General features: G+C 65.4%; 7 protein-coding genes, 1 other RNA gene and 3 pseudogenes. 6 read left to right on the forward strand and 5 right to left on the reverse strand.

What is annotated here, in order from left to right:
- Positions 1 to 10 precede the first annotated feature (10 nt).
- The 3 genes and pseudogenes from Q8W67_RS24020 to Q8W67_RS24030 form a co-directional block, all read left to right on the forward strand.
- Complete coding sequence (locus tag Q8W67_RS24020) at positions 11 to 997, forward strand: ABC transporter substrate-binding protein (protein ID WP_305550376.1); 987 nt, start codon at positions 11 to 13, stop codon at positions 995 to 997.
- Between the two features lie 433 nt (positions 998 to 1,430).
- Positions 1,431 to 1,801, forward strand: a transfer-messenger RNA (tmRNA) gene (gene ssrA / locus Q8W67_RS24025).
- Positions 1,802 to 1,913: 112 nt separating this feature from the next.
- A pseudogene (locus tag Q8W67_RS24030) lies at positions 1,914 to 2,312 on the forward strand (integrase core domain-containing protein); the annotation flags it as partial.
- 301 nt (positions 2,313 to 2,613) lie between these two features.
- On the opposite strand, the gene Q8W67_RS24035 reads toward Q8W67_RS24030, so the two are convergent.
- Positions 2,614 to 3,147 (reverse strand): hypothetical protein, encoded by a 534-nt coding sequence (locus Q8W67_RS24035; RefSeq protein ID WP_305550377.1) that lies wholly within the window; start codon positions 3,145 to 3,147, stop codon positions 2,614 to 2,616.
- A gap of 638 nt (positions 3,148 to 3,785) precedes the next feature.
- Here Q8W67_RS24035 and Q8W67_RS24040 point away from each other — a divergent pair.
- A complete protein-coding gene (locus tag Q8W67_RS24040) occupies positions 3,786 to 4,061 on the forward strand; it encodes a hypothetical protein (protein WP_305550378.1) in 276 nt (91 codons plus the stop codon).
- 52 nt (positions 4,062 to 4,113) lie between these two features.
- Here Q8W67_RS24040 and Q8W67_RS24045 read toward each other — a convergent pair whose 3' ends face one another.
- The 3 genes and pseudogenes from Q8W67_RS24045 to Q8W67_RS24060 form a co-directional block, all read right to left on the reverse strand.
- Complete coding sequence (locus Q8W67_RS24045) at positions 4,114 to 4,500, reverse strand: TIGR02300 family protein (RefSeq protein WP_305550379.1); 387 nt, start codon at positions 4,498 to 4,500, stop codon at positions 4,114 to 4,116.
- A 122-nt stretch (positions 4,501 to 4,622) separates the two neighbouring features.
- Positions 4,623 to 4,790 (reverse strand): annotated as a pseudogene (locus Q8W67_RS24050) (IS6 family transposase); the annotation flags it as partial.
- Between the two features lie 171 nt (positions 4,791 to 4,961).
- Positions 4,962 to 5,204, reverse strand: coding sequence for a hypothetical protein (locus Q8W67_RS24060; protein ID WP_305550380.1), 243 nt, complete (start codon positions 5,202 to 5,204; stop codon positions 4,962 to 4,964).
- A gap of 432 nt (positions 5,205 to 5,636) precedes the next feature.
- On the opposite strand from Q8W67_RS24060, the gene Q8W67_RS24065 reads away from it, so the two are divergent.
- A complete protein-coding gene (locus Q8W67_RS24065; protein ID WP_305550381.1) occupies positions 5,637 to 5,906 on the forward strand; it encodes a hypothetical protein in 270 nt (89 codons plus the stop codon).
- Positions 5,907 to 5,926: 20 nt separating this feature from the next.
- Here Q8W67_RS24065 and Q8W67_RS24070 read toward each other — a convergent pair whose 3' ends face one another.
- A complete protein-coding gene (locus Q8W67_RS24070; protein WP_305550383.1) occupies positions 5,927 to 6,196 on the reverse strand; it encodes a hypothetical protein in 270 nt (89 codons plus the stop codon).
- A 786-nt stretch (positions 6,197 to 6,982) separates the two neighbouring features.
- Between Q8W67_RS24070 and Q8W67_RS24075 the strand changes: the two are divergent.
- A pseudogene (locus tag Q8W67_RS24075) lies at positions 6,983 to 7,175 on the forward strand (porin family protein); the annotation flags it as partial.

The following is a 7,175-nucleotide window of genomic DNA, read 5'->3' on the forward strand; positions in this document are numbered from 1 at the left end:
GGATTACCGGATGAGACGGCGCGATGTCATCGCGGGCGTGGGCGCGGCAGTGGCTTGGCCGGCGGAGGGCTGCGCCCAGGCCGGCGCGCAGCGCAGGCTCGGGATCCTCCTCGTCTACGGCGAGAGCCATCCCGACGTGCCGATCATCGTCGACACGCTCAGGGGCACCCTGCAGCAGCTCGGCTGGACCTGGAACCGGAACCTCGCGGTCGACCTGCGGCTCGGCAACGGCGACCCCGAGAAGATGCGCCGCCAGACGGACGAGATCCTCGCGAAGAAGCCCGATGTGGTCTTTGCGCAGGGCGTCGTCGGGACGACCGCCCTCCAGCGCGCGACGTCGACTACGCCCGTCGTGTTCATCCAGGTGCAGGATCCGGTCGGCGGAGGCTTCGTCACCAGCCTGTCGCGGCCCGGCGGCAACCTCACCGGGTTCACCAATTTCGACTACGCCTTCGTCGGGAAGTGGCTGCAGCTCCTGAAGGAACTCAGCCGCGGCGTGACGCGGACGCTCGCCATCATCAACCCGGACTACCCCGCGCGCTTCGCGGGCTATGCGGCCGAACTCGCCCGGATCGGCCCCGAACTGGGCATCGATGCCCGCATCGCCGGGGTGCACGATGCCGCCGAGATCGCACAAGCGATCACCGCTTTCGTCGAGGCGCCAAGTGGCGGCCTGATCGTGCTGCCCGACGCCGTGACGGGCGTCCATAGCCAACTGATCGTCGATCTGGCCGCCCAATGCCGGCTGCCAGCGGTCTACGCCTACGCTGCCCAAGTCCGGATCGGCGGCCTGGCCGCCTACACGACCAGCGTCTCCCGGGACGTGCAGCAGGCGGCAGGCTACATCGATCGGATCCTGCGGGGCACGGCGGTCGGCGGCCTGCCGGTGCAGGCGAGCGAGCGCTTCCTGACGCTGATCAATCTCAGGACGGCTGCAGCCCTGGGGCTGACGATCACGCCATCGCTTCTCGCGAAGGCTGATGAGCTGATCGAGTAGCGGCATCCGGGCGCTCACCGGCTCAGCCCTTCATGAGCCTTTTTGCGCCGCAGGCTCCGCGACCGGCTCTCCATTCCGCCGGGTCGACCGCGCATGCGGTGTCGCCCGCGTCATCTTCACGGACCAGAATGGCGAGGGGCTGGGTGCGCGGCCGGGAGGTCAGGATTCGACTGGCGCCTCAACCCGCTGAGAGCAGGCCCCCGGACAGTGTCGCACGGTCCGGCCGCACGCGACATCGGCGCCTCCGACCGGCCGTTAAAGCGGCCGGGTCGACGCCAATGCGCAGGCGCCCGTTTAAGCCAATCCGATCGCGGAGGCGATCCGAACGACCGGTCTGAAGCGAGTACAAGCGAAGCGACTTCGAATCCAAAGTGCCCGGCCCGCCCGGCGTGAATGTTGCCGTGTGGACCCGGTGCCGCTTTCGGGGTATGATGCCCGCGAGGTTGATGACCGATTCATAATAACGTTTCAGGACCCGGGGGCGGTACCCGGCGCCTCCACCAGAAGCATCCTGCCTCGGATACCGTACGAGGGTAAGAGCGAGCGTCCGGCGTTGCGGATCGCGCGCTGCCAGGGTGCTTCTGCTGGGGGCGAAACAGGTTCGACTGGACGGTAAAGGGATCGCGAGTTCTGTCCTGCTTCGGCAGGGTAAGATGCGGCTTTCGGTAAGGACTCGACCGGTTCGGCGCAGGTAACCCCTGTTCCGAGCACCTGACCAAAACTCTAAATGCCAACGACAACGTCGGCATGGAGATGCGCCTCGCGGCGTAATCTTCCGGGGCGTGGGCACGCCTAGCAACAGAACCCGGGGCTCCGGCCTCGGGGCCTACCAATTTTCTGGCGCCGGCATTGCGGTCAGGTCTCGGCAGACCGCGCCATATCGTCGGACGTGGCCGTCACCGGAGGCGAAAAAGGCGGACGGCACGTCCGCATTGCCGTCGTGGTCGACAACTGCACGCGTGAGTGCCTAGCGCTGACCGCCGGCACGTCGCTGTTCGGAGCCGGCCGCTGATGATCGTTTCGGCTCAGGGCATGGAGCTGGCCGCGCGCGACATCCTGCGCTGGCAATAGGAGCGCCGTCGAAGGCCACTGCATCCAGCCCGGCAAGCCAAAGCGAAACGGCTGGGTCGAGAGCCTCAACGGTCACTCGCGTGGCGAGTCCCTGAACGTGCATCTGTTCCCGGGCCTGCCGGCGGCCCGGACCATCATCGAAGCGGGGCGACACTTGCCGCCCACACATAAGCTTCGTTGGGCTCTCACCCCGAACGCGTTTGAAACCCGGTCCCGACAGGACCGGATCGGATCCTGGCTTTGAGCGGGGGGCAAACAAGGGGCCAGGTCAATCGGCGTGGGCCGAGGCCACGCGCGGACCTTGGCCTGAATGCCCTTATCGGCCCGACGTGTATTTCCCCGCGTGAAAAGCCTGCTTGACATCGTTGAGTGACACGTCCCGCGATGCGCCAGTTTTGGTCGGAAGCGCCTTCAAACTATGCGCCGTAAAATCTCCAATGCTGCGCGCAGTCTGTCCCGTCAAATCAAGGACGTAGGCAGTACATCCCCTCGTGCCACAGTCCTCAGGACTCTCGATGCGAGCAAGCGCCTCGGGAACTCCGTCGTCATTCAGATCTACCAGATCCAAAAAAGACCTTCGGGCTTGACCCGCCACCTCGCCCATCACCGAGCGTCAGGAATGCCATTGCCTTAGCCCGATAGGCCGCCCTATCGACAGGATGCCGGGGCGTTTCCGACAGCGGCTGCGCGAGGGATGTTACAGCAGGCTGTCCCGGCTCGGCCGTGGCCGTGCCTGACGAGCCGCACCGCTTGAACTTCGCTGTCGTTTTGTACGGGTTGCCATAAACAACGCGGAGGAAATCGCCTTCCACCACCAGATCAGCCGTCACATTCTCCGTCGAGCCCTCGCCCTGGCACGTCATCGCGACGTGCCAATGGTCAGGGCCTTTATCGACCCTGTTGAACCGGCATAATCCCAGCTCGAGCAGGTGCATTTCGCGCGCCGTTATGGAGATCGTGCCGTCCTTGCGGCAGGTATAGGGCTCCTCCGACCATCGCCCGACATAGGCGGGGGTGGTGCCCGGGGCGGCCGAGAGCGCGCCGGTTGCGGCGATCGCGGACAGGAGCGTGCGTTTCATCGAGGCAGTCCTCCTTCCGGCGCGCCGGAGGTGGCAGGGTGTGCCTGCGCCTCGATATCGTCACCCCGATCATTGGAAGTAGCGCTTCAGCCTTCAGCGCATCTGTGCAGACGAGCCGCATGTCCGCCAAACGCCTTCCACACCGGCAGCGACCCCTCGCGGACAAACATGGCGAAGGCTTCGACCGCCTCCCATCGATCGAAGGCCTGCTCATCGTCCAAGGCGCGGCCCACGATACAGGCGCCCTCGGGAGCGCCTGCGGCAGGAGGCCGGTTCTCTAACGAGAACAGCACTCCCAACCGATCCGGCCTCAGTGCATCCGGCAGGGCGCCGATCCTGCGCCAGAGGCAGTGCCACCGAGCGCATGCTTCCGGGCGCTCTTCGTAGATCCCGCACGCCGTGCCGGTGCTATGCTGGCATAGGACGCCCGCCGGCTTGCCGAGTGCCTTGATCTCCAGAGCTCGGCAGCAGGCCGTGCACTGTCCGCATGATCGGCCTGCGACGAGGACACCTGCGACTTGCGGAAGCGTCATCCGCCAGCCGCCCCTTCGTGGATTTCCTTCACGATGAGCCCAACCTCAATGTTACCTCAATGTTACAGTGTCGCGGCCACTCACGTGCGGCGTAGAACCTCGCCGATGCCCGATAATGCCACCCTCTGGGACCTCGTAACCGACGAACGCATCGCGATCGAAGAGGTCGGGGCAGCGGTCGACGCCTACCTCGCGGAACCTTCCACCCATGAATATCGCATCGGACCGGATCACGTCCTCGATCTGGCCGCGGCTGTCGCGGCACATGCCTCCGCGCCCACGACGATGCTGGATGCCGAGGCCGATGAGCCGTCGCGTCGCATCGCCGTGCGCTCAGCCCTGCTCATGGCCCGCCCCAAAGCCCGGCCGTGCCCTTGTTGATGTCATCAACAGTCAGCCTTCGGCGATGTCACGTTGACAAGATCAGGCGCCGCTACTCGTCGTCGTCATCATTGACCTCTACGAGATCCGTGGTGTCGTCGTCGTCCTCATCGACCACAAGCGTATCATCCTCGACCGTGTCGCCATCGTCCTCAATTTCCAAGGCATCGTCGCCCTCGGTATCTGTGTCCTTGTCTGCTTCTTCAGCTTCGACCTCATCCAACGAGACGAGTTCCGGACCCTCTGTCTCCTCCTCTTCGTCGGTCGGCGCCTCTTTGCGTGCTACCACCGGAGCTGCCGTCCTGGTGTAGGAGGTTGACACGGCCGTCGGAACAACCTCGCCCGAGTAGGGCGAGATCACGGGATCCTTGTTGAGATCGTAGAACTTCTTCCCCGTCGTCGGGCAAATTCGCTTCGTACCGAGGTCCGGACGCGCCACGGCAAATCTCCTTGAGGATGTTCGACGCCGGACAGCCAGCGTGCCTTGTGTCGCATGTAGCATGCCGGCGCGTATCGCGAACGCGGAGATCGGCCCCAAAAGAGACGACGCTGCTGGGCCTTTCACGCCCTGTTCGCGACGGGAAGCACGAACCAGCAGGCCGGCCGCTGGTTCTGCTCGTGGGCGGTTCGGCCACCAGCGAACCCCAGGCCCTTGCGCAGCCACAGCATCGCCTCGAAGACTTTGATCATGCTCAGGGCCGTGTCGAGCGAGCGAAGCCGTCCACCCCTGGCATCGCCGACCTCACTCTCTGGCCGACCTGCCCGAGCCTTCTCTGGACGCAGCAACTTAGCGATCTGCTCCCACTGCTCATCGGTCAGCTCAAAGCGTCGCATCCGCCGCACATGGGGGCGGTCACCCAAATGACATGACGAACGAACGGCGTGATCCACCGTTTGGACTCATGCGACCAGGCCGAGTGATCCCGTCAGGCGGCTGGCGGTCCCGCCGATAAGGCGTAGGATGCCGAGATTCAACCAGGGAGAGAAACCATGGGGTTGATCGCCTTCATCCTGATCGGTGGCCCGTGGGTGGCGGGGATAGCGTGGCTCTGGCATCGAGAAGGCGGCCTCGATGCGTGGCGGCGCGCCGTCCATGGCGAGGCAGTCAAAGGTCGCTGACGGCTTAGAGTCGAAGCCGATCATATCGTGGCTTGAGTCGGGCAACGCCGTCGCAGGCCCAAGCGCCGACGGGCACATCGGCAATCTCCGGGATCGCGGCGGGCGGATCGCGCCCAGCGCGGCTGATCCTTGCCATGCCGACGGGGTTGGCCGCCCCTGCGATGTGCTCCGCGCTTGGACGAGCCCCAACGACGACCGGCGACCCTGGTTCTGTGCGGTTGATCCGCTTCATGGCGCTGATCGAGGGCAGATTTGCGATCGCGGCAGTCGCCATTTGCTCCTGGCGCTTAGCGCGCCGTGTCGGGTCGCAAGCGACGATACCGAGGACCGAAACCGATTTGGGAAGCTCTTGAGAGCGGCCGAGCGACAGCGAGCAACCTCGGCCAACTACCTGTGCGAGAATTCGCGTGGGTCGGCATGGGATGAGCCATCCGCTGCGGTTTGCGTGCGGACGGTATGGCGAACGCAGTCAAAACCTGCGTCCCGCGCGGGCAGATGGGCCTCCTCGGATTCAACGCATGGAAGCATGGATGGGCGATAACGTGGCTGGCCGCCTTCGCGACCGAGAACGCTGAACTGCGCCAGCAGATGGCGGTCGCCCAGAATAGTCCGATGGAGGCCGCCATCGACGCCGGCCACCTGCACGCCCCCATCGAGGCGGTGCAGGTCGAGCGCGATGCGCGGCGCATCGAGGCCGAACGGTTTGAGCCCCCCGGCCTGGGCTGAACTGTCGGGCGTCCCGGAGCTCAGCGGTAGCGGCGGTGATAGTACCGGCGATGATAGCGATGGCCGTGGCGGTATGAGCGCGGGCCGATCCCGAGGGCGCCGTTCACGGTGCCGACGCCAGCACCCACCGCACCGCCGACAATCCCGCCGACCGGTCCAGCGGCGCGGTTACCGCGGGCCGCTCCTTCCTCGGCACCGCGGAACAGACCCTGCGCCTGGGCTCCAGACGTCACCGTGGAAAGGGCAATCCCCGCAAGGCAGAGGGCGGCGAGAAGTTTAGGCTTGCGCATCATTGAGCGTTCCATTTCGTGCCATGGCAGGATCGCCGGCAACTCCGTGCAGTAAGGGCTGGCTGCACGGAATGGTTGCAGCAGCGCTCAGACCATGGCCGACTGGTGGTGCACGACATATGCATCCCTGACATCTGCAGCTCTTGCACCTTCTTGCCGGCGCCCGCATCGCGCCACCGCAGATGATGCGAGGCGATGTTGGCCGTGTCGCAGTCACGATGCGCACCCGCGAGCACCACCCCCGTGATCAGCACGATCTGAAGCACGTCGACGACTCCGCCCTTGAACCGGATCCGCCCGCCGTGCCCGTCGCGCCAGGACGCAGCTTCTGCGTCCCACCTGCGGCCGTCGCCGGGATGCTAGACGGGATCTGCCCGTGTCAGCGCCCGGAACTCTCACAGCGGCCGTTGGACGGGCGAACTGGATGGCCGCCGATAAAGGCGGCCAGTCGATCGGGTAGGAGAAGCGATGCTGGGGCCGGATCGAGTTGGCGCGGCGCAGAACGCGGTGGGACACCCCTCGTTGCAGCGGCCTGTCCGACCCAACCTGCAGCCTCCTGGCCACTTTGGGCAGGCAACTCAGGGCCCGGCTGATACCGATATGCGCCCTGGATGTTGTCGCGATCTGCCACGTATATCGGGACGTATTTCAGGGTCGTCACACGTGTTTACAGACGGTTTACTATTCCACCTTGTTCCGTGGCCGGGCTGTGTGACCGTAAAACTACAGCCTTTTCATCGAGGAATCGGTAGCATTACCGTCAGATCAGCACACCGGATTGCCCCCATGACCAAGCTCCTCGCCTCGCTGGCCGCGTTCACTGCCCTCACCGCCGCCGCCTCGGCCGCCGACCTGCCGCGCCGCGCCGCGCCGCCGCCGGTGTTCACCCCCGTCCCGGTGTTCACCTGGACCGGCGCCTATTTCGGTATCAACGCCGGCTACGCGTTCGACGCCAGCAGCAACAACAACACCGGCTCGA

The organism is Methylobacterium sp. NEAU K (assembly GCF_030700285.1).
Lineage (GTDB): Bacteria > Pseudomonadota > Alphaproteobacteria > Rhizobiales > Beijerinckiaceae > Methylobacterium.